We start from the raw sequence: 14,985 nt of genomic DNA, 5'->3' as shown, positions 1-14,985 counted from the left end.
GGGCCCACTATCGGACGGAATGCGCCGGGCGGATTGCCGGTATCACGACGGTTCCGGCATTTGGCGTGCTCGGCTGGTATGCCTGTTTGCTCAACCTGCCGACCGTCGACGCCACGCGCAGGACATAGGCGTCCCGCGGCACGGCGGGATCGCGGCCGGTGAAGTCGCCGATCCGTTTCAGCCGGTAGCGCACCGTGTTTGGATGAACGAACAATTTGCGTGCGCAAGCTTCTATGGCGCCGCCTGAATCCAGGAACGCGTCGAGCGTTTCGGTCAGCGCTGGGCCGGCATCGGCCAACGGGCGCATGACCTCGCTTTCCAGTGCCGCGATGGCCGTTGCATCGCCCAGTAGGGCCCGTTCCGGCAGCAACTCCCGCGCTGACACCGGGCGGGGTGCACCGGGCCAGCCGGCCACCGCGTTCATCCCGGAGATGGCCTCGGTGGCGCTGCGGTGCGCGGCCGTCAGCGTGGGGGAGGTCGGCCCGACCACCACTGGACCGTCGGCGAACACCGACAGCAGGTCGACCAGGAAACGATCGGTTGCTGACAGCGGGCCCGAGACGATCGTGATGAGCCAGGTTCCGTGCACATCGGACAGCGCCGCCCGGTCATTGCGCTTCACGACGTCGTGGATGTCGTCGCGGGCCAGGTCCAATCGGTCCGGACGCGGCAGGCCGACGATCACCGTGGCCGGCGCGGTGGCGTCCCAATTCAGCGCCGCCGCCTGGGACTGCAGCTCAGGTCCGGAATCGCCGCGCACCACCGCGTCGACGACATTGGCCTCCATCCGCAGATCCCAGGCCCCGCGGGCCTCGGCCTGGTCGGCGTAGGCGCTGGCGGCCGCGAAGGCCAGGTCCCGGCTGTAGCGCAGGATGCCCGCGGTCAGCGCGTTGAGTTGCTCCTCGGATCGGGCCAGCAGCGGCACCACCTCCTCGAAGAACTCCATCGAGGTCCGCACCATCTCGACCGACTGGCGCAGTGCGATACGGCGGCGCAGGTCCTGTGGCACCACCTCGAACGCCTGGGCGGTATAGCTGACGTCGCTTTCCGGGTCCCGCATCCACTCGACGAAGTTGACCACCGCGGTCTGTACCACCAGCTGGACGCTGGCCCGCTGCGACGCGTCCAGATCGGAGAAGAAGTCCAGGCGCTCGGCCATGGCGTGCACGGCCTCGGTGGCCAGACGGCCGGAATACTGCTTCAACCGGCGCAGCACCGAGTCGGGAACGCTCTCCAGGACCTCGACGGTCGATTTGGGCGGAACGAACCGCTTGTCGGGCATCCCTAAAAGCTACGCCAATATTCTGGTGGATTCCTCCAAGCCACCCCTCCGGCGGGCGGTCGCTCCCGTATGGAGCGACCGCCCGTTCGGAGATCTTGGCTAGGCGCTTCCGGTGTCGACGTACGACACCGCAGCGGCGAACACGTCGTCGATCTTGTACTGCTTGGCTGCCGCGATGGCCACCGAGGGATCGATCTCGCCGTCCCGGGCCAGCCCCTCCAGCGCTGCCACCACGACCGACTCGGCGTCGGTATTGAAGTAGCGCCGTGCGGCGGGCCGGGTGTCGGAGAAGCCGAAGCCGTCGGTACCCAACGTGATGTAGGTACCCGGGACCCACTGCCGGATCTGCTCGGGCACTGCCCGCATCCAGTCCGACACCGCCACCACCGGGCCGGCCGCGTCGGCCAGGGCGCTGGTCACATGCGGGGTCCGGGCGGGCTGATCGGGATGCCGCAGCCGGTGCCGCTCGATCTCCACGCCCTCGCGGTTGAGCTCGCCCCAGCTGGTCACCGACCACACGTCGGCGGCCACGTCCCAATCTGCCGCCAGCATGTCGGCAGCCCGGAGCGCTTCAGGCATCGACACCCCCGACGCCAGGATCTGGGCGGTGTTCGTGCGTTGTTCGGGCGCCCGGCGGTACCGGTACATCCCGCGCAACAGGGCCTCGGTGTCCAGATCGGCCGGCTCGGCGGGCTGGACGTAGGGCTCGTTGTAGATGGTGATGTAGAAGAACACGTTCTCGGCGTGCTCGCCGTACATCCGCTGCAGACCGCTCTCGATGATGTGGGCGACCTCGTAGGCGAACGCCGGGTCGTAGGTCACCGCGGCCGGGTTCGTCGACGCCAGCAGCAGCGAATGTCCGTCGGCGTGCTGCAGGCCCTCGCCGGTCAGCGTGGTACGTCCGGCCGTCGCCCCGAGCACGAAGCCCTTGGCCATCTGATCGGCCGCGGCCCACAGGCCATCGCCGGTGCGCTGGAACCCGAACATCGAATAGAAGATGTAGATCGGGATCATCGGCTCGTTGTGGGTGGAGTACGACGTGCCCACCGCGGTGAACGACGATGTCGACCCAGCCTCGTTGATGCCCTCGTGCAGGATCTGGCCGATCTCGGATTCCTTGTACGCCAGCATCAATGCCGAGTCCACCGACGTGTACAGCTGCCCGTTGCGGTTGTAGATCTTCAGGCTCGGGAACCACGAGTCCATGCCGAAGGTGCGGGCCTCGTCGGGGATGATCGGCACCAGGCGCGGACCGATGTTCTTGTCCCGCAACAGTTCCTTGAACGTGCGCACCGTCGCCATGGTGGTGGCCACGGCCTGGTTGCCGGATCCCCTCTTCAAGGCGGAGTAGGCATCGGATGCGGGCAACGCCAGCGGTGTGGTCTTGTTGCGTCGCGCCGGGACGAACCCGCCCAGGGCGCGGCGCCGGTCCAGCAGGTACCGGATCTCGGGCGCCTCGGGCCCCGGGTGGTAGTACGGCGGCAGGTAGGGGTCCTGCTCCAGCTGCTCATCGCTGATCGGCACCCGGGTGACGTCGCGGAAATCCTTGAGGTCTTGCAGCGCAAGCTTTTTCATCTGGTGCGTGGCGTTGCGGCCCTCGAAGTGGCTGCCCAGCGTGTAGCCCTTGATGGTCTTGGCCAGGATGATCGTCGGCTGGCCCTTGTGCTCCATCGCGGCGCGGTAGGCGGCATACACCTTGCGGTAGTCGTGACCGCCGCGCTTGAGATTCCAGATCTCCTGGTCGGTCATCGGCTCGACCAGGGCCTTGGTGCGTGGGTCACGGCCGAAGAAGTGATCGCGCACGTAGGCGCCGTCGTTGGCCTTGTACGTCTGGTAATCGCCATCAGGCGTGGTATTCATCAAATTGACCAGCGCGCCGTCGCGATCGGCGTGCAGCAGGGCATCCCACTCGCGGCCCCAGACCACCTTGATGACGTTCCAGCCGGCGCCGCGGAAGAACGACTCCAGCTCCTGGATGATCTTGCCGTTGCCGCGCACCGGGCCGTCCAGGCGCTGCAGGTTGCAGTTCACGACGAAGGTCAGGTTGTCGAGCGCCTCGTTGGCGGCCACCTGGATCAGGCCGCGGCTCTCCGGCTCGTCCATCTCGCCGTCGCCGAGGAACGCCCACACGTGCTGATCGCTGGTGTCCTTGATGCCGCGGTCATGGAGGTAGTGGTTGAACCGGGCCTGATAGATCGCGTTCATCGGCCCCAGGCCCATCGACACCGTGGGGAATTCCCAGAAGTCGGGCATCAGGCGCGGGTGCGGGTAGGACGGCAGACCGCCGCCGGGATGGCTGTGTTCCTGCCGGAAACCATCCAGTTGGTCGGTCGTCAGCCGGCCCTCGAGGAAAGCGCGCGCGTAGATGCCGGGGGAGGCGTGGCCCTGGATGAACACCTGGTCGCCACCGCCCGGGTGGGATTTGCCGCGGAAGAAGTGGTTGAACCCGACCTCGTAGAGCGAAGCCGACGAGGCATACGTCGAAATATGGCCGCCCACACCGACTCCCGGGCGCTGGGCGCGGTGCACCATGATGGCCGCGTTCCACCGGATCCAGGCACGGTAGCGTCGCTCGACGTCCTCGTCGCCGGGGAACCAGGGTTCCAGGTCGGTGGGGATGGTGTTGACGTAATCGGTCGACGTCAGTGCCGGGATCGCGACACGCTTCTCGCGTGAGCGCTCCAGCAGTCGCAACATCAGGTACCGGGCCCGTGCCGGGCCCGATCGCTCCAGCAACTCGTCGAACGACTCCAACCACTCCGCGGTCTCATCGGTGTCGATATCCGGAAGGTAGGAGGCAACTCCCTCGCGAATCACCCGTACCCGGTCGGGTTCGGGTGCAGTAGAGGAGTTTTGGGCCAGATCCTGGCGCACGAACTCGGTGGTCAACTTCCGCTCCTTGTTAGGCGGTTACAACTGACAGTGCTTGTGGCACCTTCTATCGTCCACCCATCTTGCCGCCTCCGTGTCGCTGGGGGTGGCGGTGCGGAAGTTACTCATCAGTTGCTTTCTGAACCGGTAACGTCTGCAGATCGTGCCGGTTGATGGGCAGTTTGGGGCAAAGGCGCGGATCGCCGCGGGCGCGCTCGGTGGCGCCGCGGTGATCGCGATGGTCGTGGTGGGTTGTACGTCCGTTACCGGTGGTACCGCACAAGTCGATTCCGCCGTGGCGCCCGAGTACCGGGCGTCGGTGAAGGCCTCGATCGAGGAGTCCTCGGCCAGCTCGGTGACCCGCGAATCCGAACGACAGGCCTCGTTGACCACACGTGCCGTGCACACCGTCTGTGAGGACCTCAGCACCTCGGCCGTCGACGCGGTGAACGCCGTCAACGGCTATGTCGAAGCGGTCAACAACGGTGGGGACACCGCAGCCAAGGCCGGCCCCGCGATCGACGGGCTGAACCGCAGCGCCGATCTGGTCAGCTCGGGCCTGTCCGACGCGCTGTCACCGGATCTGCGCGCCGCGCTGACCGAGTGGGTCGACTCGGCGAGAGCCCTCGTCGCCGCCATATCCGGCCACGTCGGCCCTGATCAGTTCAATGCGGCGTCGACACGATCGAACACCGCCAGAGAGGACGCGCTGACCCGATGCGACAAGGCTTACTGACGGGTTGGCGGACAAAGTGGCCCGCCGGACACCCGCACAGGTGGGTCGCCGTGCGACGATAGGTCGCAACACGCATCGCGCGCGCAAATGAACGAGCAACCAACAAGTCTTGAGACAGGCTCGAAGAAAGGTAAGGAGGACCGACGGTGGTCGCGGCGGCGGGGACGGACTCAGGCCCGAACTACGCCCAAATCCTGGGGATCCATAAGGATCAGATAGTCCAGGAACTGGGTTGGGACGAGGATAGCGACGACGACATCCGGGCGGACATCGAGGAAGCGTGCGGTTCCGAGCTCCTCGATGAGGATTCGGACGAGGTCATCGACGTCGTATTGCTCTGGTGGAGGGACGACGACGGGGATCTCGTCGACCGGCTCATGGACGCCATCACCCCACTCGCCGAGGACGGCGTGATCTGGGTGGTGACTCCCAAGACCGGCAAGGCTGGGCATGTGCTGCCGGCCGAGATCGCCGAATCGGCGCCGACGGCCGGTCTGATGCAGACCTCGTCGGCCAAGTTGGGGGACTGGACGGCGAGCCGATTGGTGCAGCCGAAATCTTCTAAAGCCGCGGGCAAGCGGACCTGATGCTGGCCGTTGGGGCCCCGGCGCCCGATTTCACGCTCCGGGACCAGAACGGCAGGCCGATCACGCTCAGTGGGTACCGCGGCGCCAAGGACGTGCTGCTGGTGTTCTTTCCGCTGGCGTTCACCGGTGTGTGTGAGGGCGAACTCGGAGAGATCCGCGACAAGCTGCCGTTGTACGAGAACGACGACACCGCGACCCTGGCCATCTCGGTCGGTCCACCCCCGACGCACAAGATCTGGTCCATCGAAAGTGGATTCACGTTCCCGGTGCTGTCGGATTTCTGGCCGCACGGTGCGGTCACCCAGGCCTACGGGGTGTTCAATTCCGATGCCGGATACCCGAACCGCGGCACATTCGTCGTCGACCGGGCCGGCAAGGTCCGCTTCGCCGAGATGATGGACCCGGGTCAGCCGCGCGATCAGGCGGTCTGGCGGGAGGCGCTGGCGGCCTTACGGGTCTGACGAATCTTCCCGGGGGATTTCCGGTCACGTCGTCTCGGCGTGTACCGTGCCTCCGACGGGGCGCGTAGCTCAGTGGTAGAGCTCTGGTTTTACACACCAGCGGTCGGCGGTTCGATACCGTCCGCGCCCACCATCAAATCCCCGGTCCTAGGACCACACCGCCTTCGCGCGCTTCAGCGCGAGTTCCTGGCCGCGCATGGCGGTATCGCCCCAGCACGACGGGCTCTCCCGGGAGAACTTCATGTTCACGAATCCCGTGAGGTCGGCCCTGATGACGTATTTGAACGGAACCGGGCCGGTCTTCAGCTGGGGGCTGCCGGGCCGGCACTGCATGCCGGGGTTGACGCGCTCACCGACCCACGCGCCCTTGTGCCGATCGGCGGCGGAGTCCCAGGCCAGGTCCAGCTGCCAGGCGCCCTCCGGGGCGGGTGAGTGCACCCGCAGGCACTGTGGTCCGCAACCCGACAGGGTCCAGTCATAGGGTTCCGGCGCCGGGTGGCCCGAGGTCTCGGTGACGGTGTAGACGCCCGGTCGAGGCAGCGGCGGGGCCGGAAGCTCGGGGGCCGCGACGGGTGGGCCGGATGACCTGAGGCCGCCGAGCGCGAATCCGATTGCCAGCGAAACGGCAACCAGGACAATGGCGTCTTTCAAAGGGGACCTCCGCGTCGGATCATATCCGCGCGACTCAGCGATACCCTGACGTACCACCCGAATTCAGGCCCCGGCGAAGAACTCCAGGGCGATGCCGTCGGGATCGCGGAAACTGAGCCCCGACCCGTATGGTGCGTCGACGATCCCGCCGTGGGCGATACCCAGCCCGTCGAGCCGGTCCACCCAGCTCTGCAGTTCCGAACGCGACGCGCAGCCGAAGCCGACGTGGTCCAGCCCGACCCGGAATTCGCTGAAACGTTCATCCGGGGCGGGATTCCGGTGTTGATGGATACCGAACAGGGTGCCGTTGTCCAGCAGCCACACCAGGTGGTGGAAGCCGGCGTCGGTGTCCTCGTCGAGCACCGGATCGGCGCCGAACAGTGTGCGGTACCACGGCCCGCTGACCGCCAGATCGCGGACGGTGACCGCCACATGAGCGAGCGCTGGAAACATCATTTTCACCGGCTCAGACCACCCGTTTGCCGAAGCGGTCACGGATCCGCATGTCCCACAGATAGAGCTGGTAACCCAACAACCACACCTCGTGCGGGATCACGCGATCGGCGACCCGCAGGCCGGTCAACAACCACTCGAAACGCCGCTGCTGGTCGGCTGTCCAGCTCATGCGCATATGACTGCGGAACTCCGCGGGCAGGAAGCCGGTCGTGGCGAACAGGTTGAACCGCCCGGCCAGCAGCCGTAGCGGGGCGGGCAGGAACGCCATCGCTGCCACCCCATGCAGATGCTCACGCACCGGCGGGTCGATCCGCAGGTCCTGCAGCGACTGCTTCCAATACGCGTCGAAGGCGTTCCGATCCTCGGGCCACATCTCGTCGCGCACCTGCAGAGTGGTGCCCAGTGTGCGGGCGTCGGCATAGATCGCGTCGGCGGATTCCTCGTCGAGCGGACCGTAGAGGAACTCGTGCATGTCGATGTAGTAGCGGTACAGGCAGGCCGCCACCCACAGCTGCAACCGGGGGTCGAAAGCGTTGTAGGACACCGGGCTTGAGCGGCGTGAGCGAACCAGCGCGTGCACCCGGTCGATCTGGGTGCGCAGCAGCGCGCGGTCGGCGTCGGTGCCGATGGTGGCGGTGGCCAGGTAGGTGCCGGTGGTGCGGGCCCGTTTGAACGGGTGCTTGTAGACGTTGCCACTGTCCACCGGGCTCTCCAGAACGCCGTAGCCGACACCCGGGGCGGACAACTGCATGATCACGTTGGCCGCGGGCAACAGTGCCGCCGCCGGGTTGAGCAGATCGGTGACCCGTCGCGGGCGTCGTGGCGAACCCAGCCTCATGAATTCGAGTAGATCACCTTGTGAGACGCTGCCGAGGTGTTTGCGCGCAGAAGCCGACGGGATTGGCACAGTCGGGCCGCCGGCATCGCTGTCGGATTCCTGGCCGACCTGCTGCTCGGGGATCCGCGTCGCGGCCACCCGGTGGCCGGGTTCGGCACTGGCGCAGCGAGGTTGGAAAAGCTGACCTACGCCGACAACCGCGGGGCAGGCGTCCTGCACACCGGGCTGTTGCTCGGCGGGCTGGCCGGACTGGGTTGGGCCGTGGGACGCGGTGACCGGGTGTTCGTGACCGCGGCAGCCACCTACGTCGCCCTCGGCGGCACCTCGCTCAACCGGGTCGGGCACCAGATGGCGACGCTGCTCGCCGGCGACGACCTGGCTGGTGCCCGCCGGCTGCTGCCCTCCCTGTGCGGGCGGGATCCCGCCGCGCTGGACGCGTCGGGCCTGACCCGGGCCACCGTGGAATCGCTGGCTGAGAACACCTCTGACGCCCAGGTGGCGCCGCTGTTCTGGGCGGCGATCGGCGGGGTGCCCGGGGTGCTGGTGTACCGGGGAGCCAACACGCTGGACGCCATGATCGGGCACCGCTCGCCGCGGTACAACTACTTCGGTTGGGCTGCAGCCAGATTCGACGACGTGCTGAACTACGTGCCGGCGCGGCTGACGGGCGTGCTGGCGGTGCTGTGTGCACCGGTGGTGGGCGGTTCACCGGCCGCGGCGCTGCGCGCCTGGCGGCGCGACGCATCGCGGCATCCCAGCCCCAACGCCGGGGTGGCCGAGGCGTCATTCGCCGGCGCGCTCGGGGTGCGTCTGGGCGGCCCGACGCAGTACGCGCATCAGCTGGAGATCCGGCCCACCCTGGGCGACGGGCGCATCCCAGAGGAAGCCGATGTGGCCCGCGCGGTGCGACTGTCGCGCGCGGTCCAGGCCGCGTCAGCGGCGGTCGCGGTGCTGCTGGCGGTCAGCGGCGCTTTCCGTAGCGGTCGGCGATCTTCTCCTCGTTCGTGAGCTCCCGGGCCGGCTCTTCCGCGGCGACCTGCGCGGCCGCGCGTTCGCGCCGCCGCTGCTGCAACTCGGCGTAGATGAAGTAGCCCAGTCCGAGCGGGGCGACGATCCCGAATGCGATCCACTGGATGCCGTAGGAGAGGAACGGTCCGGCGTCGAGGTGCGGGAGGGAGATTTCCCCGAGCCCGCCGGGCTGGTTGGCCACCAACTGCAGGTACGACCCGGTCAGCGGAACGCCGGTGAGCGAGGCGATCTGCTCGGGGTTGATCGAATACACCTGCTGCGCGCCGTCCTCGCCGCGGAACGGCTCCTTACCCGGAAGACTGGCTTCGGCATCACGCACGCGCGCGGTGATCGTCACCTGACCGGTCGGTGCGCCCGCGAACTCGGGCACCTTGTTCCCGTCCTTGGGAGTGATGAAGCCGCGATCGACCAGCACCACCGGCCCGCCGTCGACGGCGAACGGGGTGAGCACCTCGAAGGCGGGCTCACCGTCGACCACCCTCAGCCGGACCAGCACCTCCGCTTTGGGCAGGTAGTGACCGGTGGCCGTGACGCGTTGCCACTGGGCGTCGGGTGCGACCGAATCCTGGTGCGGCAGAACGGTGGTGACCGGAACCGGATCGGCCTGCAGCGAATGGCTGATCTGGTTGTTCTCCCGCGACGTCTTGGTGTTCTTGCCCAACTGCCACGGCGCCAGCACGGTGAAACACAGGTAGGCGAATGCGGCCACCACGATGAACAGCGCCACCCACTGGGGCCGGAACAGGAATGTCAGCCGCTTCATCAGGCCACGATTCCCCGACCGGCAAGCGTCTGGTCGACCCACGCGTGCAGCCCGGGCAAGGACGCCTCGATCACGGTGAACACGTCCTCGAAATCGGTCTTGCCGCCGTAATACGGATCCTCGACGTCGAGGGCGTGCGCGCCCGAGCGGGGGTCGAACGACCGCAGCATCCGCAACCGGTCGCCCGTCACACCCAGATCGGTCAGGATGCGCAGGTGATTGCGGCCCAGCGCGACCACCAGGTCGGCGCCGAGATGGTCGTCGGAGACCTGGGCGGCAACGTGGTCGCTCGGATAGCCGCGCTCGCGCAACACCAGGCAGGCACGCGCGTCGGCGCCGTCACCGGCATGCCAGCCGCCGGTGCCGCCGCTGCTCACACGGATCACGTCGGCCAGGCCGCGCTCGCTGATCTGGTGGGCGAACATCTTCTCGGCCATCGGGGACCGGCAGATGTTGCCCGAGCACACGAACGTGACGTGCAGAACCGGCTCAGTGGAAAAGTCAGACACCGAGCACCTCCCGAAGCGCCGTCACGGTGTCGACGTGGGCATGCGCGGTCACCGCGGTGGTATCCGTGAAATCGGTGGCACCGTAGCCCCAGCCGACCACCACGGTGTTGATGCCGTGCTCGGCCGCGCCTTCGACGTCGTGCATCCGGTCACCGACCATCAGCACGCGCTCTGGCAGGGGTTGCAGTTGGGCCAGCGCATAGGCGACCACGTCGGCCTTGGCGGCCCGGACGCCGTCGGGGCTGGCCCCGGCGATCACCTCGAAATAGCCGTCCAGGCCGAAATGCTCCAGGATGCGTCGCGCGGTGGGTTCCGCCTTGGAGGTCGCGACGGCCAGCCGCACCTCGGCGGCCCGCAGGTCGGCGAGCAATGCCTCGATGCCGTCGAACAGGCTGTTCATCGCCCAGCCGCGGCTCGTGTAATCGGCTCGGTATGCCGCGATCGCGGCGTCGGCATCGAAGCGCGTCTCGCCCAGACTCAGGGACTGCAACGTCTCGTGCATGGGCGGGCCGACGATGCGTCCGGCCAGGTCACCGTCGGTGACGCCGGCACCCACGTGGGCCAACGCGTGGCGAAAACTCGACACGATCCCGGCCGCCGAATCGGTCAGGGTGCCGTCGAGGTCGAACAGCACCAGCTGCGGTCGGGTGAGTTCCAGCGTGTCAGTCACGTGCCCATTCTCCCGTATGCCGCCGGCAGTCCTCCGGATGCCCAGCTGAGCACCCCGACCACTAGGGTCGTGCTGTGCCGAGTCGAAACCGTGTAGGGGCCCGTGCCGGCGCCCGCTACCACGGCGACCAGGCCGCATTGCCGGGCATGTTGGACTTCGCGGTCAACGTGCGGCCCGGCGGTCCGCCGCCCTGGTTGACCGACCGGCTGGCGTCCCGGCTGCCCGACCTGGGCAGCTATCCGAGCCAGGCCGATCAGCGTCGGGCCGTCGAAACCGTCGCCGCGCGCCACGGCCGCGCTGCGGACGAGGTGGCCCTGCTGGCCGGCGGAGCGGAGGGATTCGCCCTGCTGGCCGGATTGCGGCCGCGGCTGGCGGCCCTGGTCGCACCCTCGTTCACCGAGCCCGAGGCCGTGCTGGCCGAGGCGGACGTACCGATCCACCACGCGGTGTTGCCGTTCCCATTTACCTTGGCGCGAGCGGAGGTGCCGGACGAGGCGGACCTGGTGGTGGTCGGCAACCCGACCAATCCCACCGGGGTGCTGCACCGCCGTGAGGACGTCCTGGCGTTGCGCCGGCCCGGCCGGCTGATCGTCGTCGACGAGGCGTTCGCCGACGGCATCCCCGGTGAGGCCGAATCGCTGGCCGGTGAATCACTGCCCGACGTGCTCGTACTGCGCAGCCTGACCAAGACCTGGGCGCTGGCCGGGCTGCGGGTCGGATACGCCCTCGGTGCGCCCGAGGTGCTGGCCCGGCTGACAGCGCCGCGCCCGCACTGGCCGCTGGGCACGCTGCAACTGGAGGCCATCGCCGCGGCCAACGGTCCTGAAGCGGTGGCCGAGGCCGATGCCGGCGCCCGCCGGCTCGCTGAACTCCGGGTCGCGATGGTCGCCGGGCTCGCTGAGGCGGGGCTGGGCGTGGTGGCCGGAGATGCGCCATTTGTGCTGTTCACGGTGCCTGACGCGGAGCTGATGCGAAAACATCTGGAAAGCAAAAGCATTGCGGTCCGCCGTTGCGATACTTTCGTGGGCCTGCCGGAAAATTACCTGCGTGCCGCGGTGCGGCCGGAATGGCCCGCACTCATCGACGCCATGACGGAGGTGCTGCAATGAGCACGCAACCGGCCGGGGTGCCGTTGGCGGACGTGATCGCCGCACTGGACGCGGCGTACCCGCCGCACCTGGCCCACGACTGGGACTCGGTAGGCCTGGTGTGCGGCGATCCTGACGAGCCGGTCGAATCGGTGACGATCGCGGTCGACGCGACCGAGGCCGTGATCGACGAGGTGCCCGAGCGCGGTCTGCTGTTGGCCCACCACCCGCTGCTGCTGCGCGGCGTGGACACCGTCGCGGCCGACACCGCCAAGGGCGCGCTGATCCACCGGCTGATCCGCACCGGACGGGCCTTGTTCACCGCGCACACCAACGCCGATGCGGCCTCGCCCGGGGTATCCGATGCGCTGGCGGCGGCGTTGGGCTTGACCGTCGACGCGGTTCTGTCGCCGGCGGCGCCGGGACCCGACCTGGACAAATGGGTGGTGTTCGTGCCGGCCGCGGATGCTGCGACAGTGCGGGAGGCGTTGTTCGACGCGGGCGCCGGACGCATCGGCGACTATTCGCACTGCAGTTGGAGTGTGGCCGGAACCGGACAGTTCCTGCCGCACGACGGCGCCGCCCCCGCGATCGGCGAGGTGGGCACCGTCGAGCACGTGGCCGAGGACCGGGTGGAGATGATCGCCCCCTCGCGGCTGCGCGCGACCATCCTCTCCGCCCTGCGCGCCGCACATCCCTACGAGGAGCCTGCCTTCGACATCATCGCGCTGGCGCCGATCCCCGGTGACGTGGGAATCGGTCGGATCGGCGAGCTGGACCGACCGATCCCGTTGTCGGCCTTCGCATCCCGGGTTCGGGCTGCGCTGCCGGCAACCTCATGGGGGGTGCGGACCTCGGGCGACCCCGACGCGATGGTGTCGCGGGTCGCGGTGTGCGGGGGAGCGGGAGATTCACTGCTGGGCACCGTGGCCCGGGCCGGCGTACAGGCCTATGTCACATCGGATCTACGCCACCACCCGGCCGACGAGCACCGCCGGGCCTCATCGGTGGCGCTCATCGACGTGGCGCACTGGGCCACCGAGTTCCCTTGGTGCGCCCAGGCGGCCGGGGTGCTGCGCGGGCAGTTCGGCGATGCGCTGCAGGTGCGGGTGTCGTCGGTGCGCACCGACCCGTGGAACGTCGAGTGCTGATCGCAGCGAACGCAATGAACGCAGGAAACCACAGCTACATGAAAGTCAGGGCATGAAAGCCGAAGTAAAACAACAACGTTCGCTTCTCGCGCTGACCGAGGTCGATGCCGAACTCGGGCGCCTCGCACACCGCGCCAAGAACCTGGCCGAGCAGCAGAAGGTGGACGAGGCGCAGGCCGAGCACGCTGGGGCCAGCGACGGGGTGGGCGTCCTCGGCATCGCACTGGAAGACCTGGAAGCCCAGGTGACCAAGCTCGAGAGCGAGATCGACTCGGTACGTCAGCGTGAGGACCGCGACCGTGGGCTGATCGATGGTGGCACGGTGGGCGCCAAACAGGTCGCCGAGATCCAGCACGAACTGGAAACGTTGCAGCGCAGGCAATCCAACCTGGAGGACTCGCTGCTGGAGCTCATGGAACGCCGCGAGGAACTGTCGAATCAGCAGGCCGAGGCGCTGCAACGCATCGACGATCTGCAGACCGCGTTGTCGTCGGCGCAGCAGGCCCGCGATGCCGCGCTGGTGGAGATCGACCAGGCCAAGCATCAGGCGACGACCCGCCGTGACGGGTTGGTGAGCATCATCGATCCCGAACTCGTCGACCTCTACGAACGTCAGCGGGCCCGTGGCGGCGCCGGGGCCGGGCTGCTTCAGGGCCGGCGCTGCGGTGCCTGCCGGATCGAGATCGACCGCGGCGAGAGTGCCCGGATCGCCGCGGCCGCCGAGGATGACGTGCTGCGCTGCCCGGAATGCGGGGCAATCCTCCTGCGGATCAAGCAGTGAAGGTTCTCGTCGAAGCCGACGGCGGTTCGCGGGGCAACCCCGGGCCGGCGGGCTACGGCGCGGTCGTGTTCGATGCCGAGCACTCCGCAGAGCTGGCCGAGCGCAAGGAAGCGATCGGTCGGGCCACCAACAACGTCGCCGAATACCGGGGCCTGGTCGCCGGACTGGAGGCAGCCACCGAGTTGGGCGCCACCGAGGTGGCGGTCTCGATGGACTCCAAGCTCGTCATCGAACAGATGTCGGGGCGCTGGAAGGTCAAACATCCCGATCTGATTCCGCTGCAACGCCGGGCCGCCGAACTGGCCGCGGGATTCGAGCGGATCAGCTACACCTGGATTCCGCGGGCCCGCAACAGCCATGCCGACCGGCTGGCCAACGAGGCCATGGACGCCGCCGCGGGCATCGTCAGTGCGGCGACTGCCGGACCGGCCAAAGCACCGGCTCAGGCCGAGAAGGCCGCGCTGTCGGCACCCGGGTGGACCGGAGCCACCGGTGCGCCCACCCGGCTGCTGCTGTTGCGCCACGGCCAGACCGAATTGTCCATCGCCCGGCGCTATTCGGGCCGCGGCAACCCGGCGCTGACCGAGGAGGGTCGCAGACAGGCCGATGCCGCCGCGCGGTATCTCGGCACCCGCGGCAGCATTGCGGCGGTGGTCACCTCGCCGCTGGAGCGGGCATACGAGACCGCGACGGCCGCGGCCAAGGTGCTCGGCGTCGACGTCCGCGTCGATGACGACCTGATCGAGACGGACTTCGGTGAGTGGGAAGGGTTGACGTTCGCCGAAGCCGCGCAACGGGATCCGGAACTGCACCGGCGCTGGCTGGGTGACACCAGCGTCGAACCGCCCGGTGGCGAGAGCTTCGATGCGGTGGCCCACCGGGTCCGCCGGGCGCGCAACCGGATCATCGCCGACTACGGCGCAGCCACGGTTCTGGTCGTCTCCCACGTGACCCCGATCAAGACCATCCTCCGGCTCGCGCTCGACGCCGGTGAAGGCATCCTGTACCGGCTGCATCTGGACCTGGCGTCGCTGTCGATCGCCGAGTTCTACGCCGACGGCGGATCTTCGGTGCGGTTGGTCAACCAGACCGCCTACCTGTAGGCCTGCCTA

General features: G+C 68.3%; 16 protein-coding genes and 1 tRNA gene. 9 read left to right on the top strand and 8 right to left on the bottom strand.

Going from position 1 to position 14,985, the window contains the following annotated elements; translation table 11 throughout:
* Positions 1–7 precede the first annotated feature (7 nt).
* Together ACWEFV_RS15055 and aceE are read right to left on the bottom strand one after the other, a co-directional pair.
* Positions 8–1,282 carry a PucR family transcriptional regulator gene (locus ACWEFV_RS15055; protein WP_135455910.1) on the bottom strand — a complete coding sequence of 425 codons (1,275 nt, stop codon included), beginning with the start codon at positions 1,280–1,282 and terminating at the stop codon, positions 8–10.
* 99 nt (positions 1,283–1,381) lie between these two features.
* Positions 1,382–4,171: a pyruvate dehydrogenase (acetyl-transferring), homodimeric type gene (gene aceE, locus ACWEFV_RS15050; protein ID WP_450070713.1), complete on the bottom strand. Its 2,790-nt coding sequence runs from the start codon at positions 4,169–4,171 to the stop codon at positions 1,382–1,384.
* 145 nt (positions 4,172–4,316) lie between these two features.
* On the opposite strand from aceE, the gene ACWEFV_RS15045 reads away from it, so the two are divergent.
* The 4 genes from ACWEFV_RS15045 (at position 4,317) to ACWEFV_RS15030 (ending at position 6,070) form a co-directional block, all read left to right on the top strand.
* On the top strand, positions 4,317–4,889 hold the full coding sequence (locus ACWEFV_RS15045) for a hypothetical protein (RefSeq protein WP_450070712.1): 573 nt from the start codon (positions 4,317–4,319) through the stop codon (positions 4,887–4,889).
* Between the two features lie 146 nt (positions 4,890–5,035).
* The gene (locus tag ACWEFV_RS15040; RefSeq protein ID WP_135455907.1) at positions 5,036–5,476 is read left to right on the top strand and encodes a DUF3052 domain-containing protein; all 441 of its coding nucleotides are present in this window, start codon (positions 5,036–5,038) and stop codon (positions 5,474–5,476) included.
* Positions 5,476–5,937 carry a peroxiredoxin gene (locus ACWEFV_RS15035; protein ID WP_450070711.1) on the top strand — a complete coding sequence of 154 codons (462 nt, stop codon included), beginning with the start codon at positions 5,476–5,478 and terminating at the stop codon, positions 5,935–5,937. The genes ACWEFV_RS15040 and ACWEFV_RS15035 overlap by 1 nt, the downstream gene beginning before the upstream one ends.
* A 58-nt stretch (positions 5,938–5,995) precedes the next feature.
* A tRNA-Val gene (locus ACWEFV_RS15030) sits at positions 5,996–6,070 on the top strand.
* 14 nt (positions 6,071–6,084) lie between these two features.
* Here the strand turns inward: ACWEFV_RS15030 and ACWEFV_RS15025 are convergent.
* The 3 genes from ACWEFV_RS15025 to ACWEFV_RS15015 form a co-directional block, all read right to left on the bottom strand.
* Positions 6,085–6,588 (bottom strand): hypothetical protein, encoded by a 504-nt coding sequence (locus ACWEFV_RS15025; protein WP_450070710.1) that lies wholly within the window; start codon positions 6,586–6,588, stop codon positions 6,085–6,087.
* Positions 6,589–6,651: 63 nt separating this feature from the next.
* Positions 6,652–7,044 carry a VOC family protein gene (locus ACWEFV_RS15020; RefSeq protein WP_450070709.1) on the bottom strand — a complete coding sequence of 131 codons (393 nt, stop codon included), beginning with the start codon at positions 7,042–7,044 and terminating at the stop codon, positions 6,652–6,654.
* Between the two features lie 10 nt (positions 7,045–7,054).
* Positions 7,055–7,882: an oxygenase MpaB family protein gene (locus tag ACWEFV_RS15015; protein ID WP_450070708.1), complete on the bottom strand. Its 828-nt coding sequence runs from the start codon at positions 7,880–7,882 to the stop codon at positions 7,055–7,057.
* Between the two features lie 36 nt (positions 7,883–7,918).
* Here ACWEFV_RS15015 and ACWEFV_RS15010 point away from each other — a divergent pair, with 36 nt between their 5' ends.
* Positions 7,919–8,890, top strand: coding sequence for a cobalamin biosynthesis protein (locus ACWEFV_RS15010; protein WP_450070707.1), 972 nt, complete (start codon positions 7,919–7,921; stop codon positions 8,888–8,890).
* On the opposite strand, the gene ACWEFV_RS15005 is transcribed toward ACWEFV_RS15010, so the two are convergent.
* Genes ACWEFV_RS15005 through ACWEFV_RS14995 form a run of 3 tightly spaced genes read right to left on the bottom strand, consistent with a single transcriptional unit; the run spans position 8,844 to position 10,853 of the window.
* The gene (locus tag ACWEFV_RS15005) at positions 8,844–9,674 is read right to left on the bottom strand and encodes an SURF1 family cytochrome oxidase biogenesis protein (protein WP_450070706.1); all 831 of its coding nucleotides are present in this window, start codon (positions 9,672–9,674) and stop codon (positions 8,844–8,846) included. The genes ACWEFV_RS15010 and ACWEFV_RS15005 overlap by 47 nt on opposite strands.
* Positions 9,674–10,183, bottom strand: coding sequence for a low molecular weight protein-tyrosine-phosphatase (locus ACWEFV_RS15000; RefSeq protein WP_450070705.1), 510 nt, complete (start codon positions 10,181–10,183; stop codon positions 9,674–9,676). Before ACWEFV_RS15000 ends, ACWEFV_RS15005 begins: the two co-directional genes overlap by 1 nt.
* Positions 10,176–10,853, bottom strand: a complete 678-nt coding sequence (locus ACWEFV_RS14995; RefSeq protein ID WP_450070704.1) for an HAD-IA family hydrolase — start codon at positions 10,851–10,853, stop codon at positions 10,176–10,178. Before ACWEFV_RS14995 ends, ACWEFV_RS15000 begins: the two co-directional genes overlap by 8 nt.
* 74 nt (positions 10,854–10,927) lie before the next feature.
* On the opposite strand from ACWEFV_RS14995, the gene cobC reads away from it, so the two are divergent.
* From cobC to ACWEFV_RS14975, 4 genes are read left to right on the top strand one after another with little or no spacing between them, the layout of a single operon-like run.
* A complete protein-coding gene (gene cobC / locus ACWEFV_RS14990) occupies positions 10,928–11,962 on the top strand; it encodes an Rv2231c family pyridoxal phosphate-dependent protein CobC (RefSeq protein WP_450070703.1) in 1,035 nt (344 codons plus the stop codon).
* On the top strand, positions 11,959–13,092 hold the full coding sequence (locus ACWEFV_RS14985) for a Nif3-like dinuclear metal center hexameric protein (protein ID WP_450070702.1): 1,134 nt from the start codon (positions 11,959–11,961) through the stop codon (positions 13,090–13,092). The genes cobC and ACWEFV_RS14985 overlap by 4 nt, the downstream gene beginning before the upstream one ends.
* Positions 13,093–13,144: 52 nt before the next feature.
* A complete protein-coding gene (locus ACWEFV_RS14980; RefSeq protein ID WP_135455886.1) occupies positions 13,145–13,873 on the top strand; it encodes a zinc ribbon domain-containing protein in 729 nt (242 codons plus the stop codon).
* Complete coding sequence (locus tag ACWEFV_RS14975) at positions 13,870–14,976, top strand: bifunctional RNase H/acid phosphatase (protein ID WP_450070701.1); 1,107 nt, start codon at positions 13,870–13,872, stop codon at positions 14,974–14,976. The genes ACWEFV_RS14980 and ACWEFV_RS14975 overlap by 4 nt, the downstream gene beginning before the upstream one ends.
* The last annotated feature ends 9 nt before the right edge of the window (positions 14,977–14,985 follow it).

The organism is Mycobacterium sp. NPDC004974 (assembly GCF_053600815.1).
Note: the sequence above shows the minus strand (reverse complement) of the source record. Positions and strands in the feature narration are given on the sequence as shown.

Coding starts and splice junctions, on each gene's coding strand:
- ACWEFV_RS15055 (WP_135455910.1), bottom strand. CDS start 1,282: ATGCCCGACAAGCGGTTCGTTCCGCCCAAATCGACCGTCGAGGTCCTG.
- ACWEFV_RS15035 (WP_450070711.1), top strand. CDS start 5,476: ATGCTGGCCGTTGGGGCCCCGGCGCCCGATTTCACGCTCCGGGACCAG.
- ACWEFV_RS15020 (WP_450070709.1), bottom strand. CDS start 7,044: ATGATGTTTCCAGCGCTCGCTCATGTGGCGGTCACCGTCCGCGATCTG.
- ACWEFV_RS15015 (WP_450070708.1), bottom strand. CDS start 7,882: ATGAGGCTGGGTTCGCCACGACGCCCGCGACGGGTCACCGATCTGCTC.
- ACWEFV_RS15005 (WP_450070706.1), bottom strand. CDS start 9,674: ATGAAGCGGCTGACATTCCTGTTCCGGCCCCAGTGGGTGGCGCTGTTC.
- ACWEFV_RS14985 (WP_450070702.1), top strand. CDS start 11,959: ATGAGCACGCAACCGGCCGGGGTGCCGTTGGCGGACGTGATCGCCGCA.
- ACWEFV_RS14980 (WP_135455886.1), top strand. CDS start 13,145: ATGAAAGCCGAAGTAAAACAACAACGTTCGCTTCTCGCGCTGACCGAG.